The following is a 393-nucleotide window of genomic DNA, read 5'->3' on the forward strand; positions in this document are numbered from 1 at the left end:
CTCCCCGCGCTAGCGGGGATGAGCCCGCCGGTAGGGCGCAAGGCGGGGAGCGCGTCAGGTGCTCCCCGCGCTAGCGGGGATGAGCCCCGTCTCGGCGGTGGTATTCGCTTCCAGGTGCCGTGCTCCCCGCGCTAGCGGGGATGAGCCCCAACCCACCCACACAATCGGCGTACTCCTCGAGTGCTCCCCGCGCTAGCGGGGATGAGCCGAGCCGGGCACTAGCGAGGCTATCCCCTTCGCCGTGCTCCCCGCGCTAGCGGGGATGAGCCCCCGGCGAACACTACATCCTCGCGGAATACCAAGTGCTCCCCGCGCTAGCGGGGATGAGCCCGCGGGCTTCGGCAGCACCCCGGAGTCCTGTAGGTGCTCCCCGCGCTAGCGGGGATGAGCCGA

The 393-nt window shown here is 71.2% G+C and carries 1 CRISPR repeat array.

What is annotated here, in order from left to right:
* Positions 1–391: a CRISPR direct-repeat array (repeat unit 25 nt; unit sequence CTCCCCGCGCTAGCGGGGATGAGCC).
* Positions 392–393 lie beyond the last annotated feature (2 nt).

Origin of the sequence: Corynebacterium sp. HMSC27B11 (genome assembly GCF_001815985.1) — a bacterium.
Lineage (GTDB): Bacteria > Actinomycetota > Actinomycetes > Mycobacteriales > Mycobacteriaceae > Corynebacterium.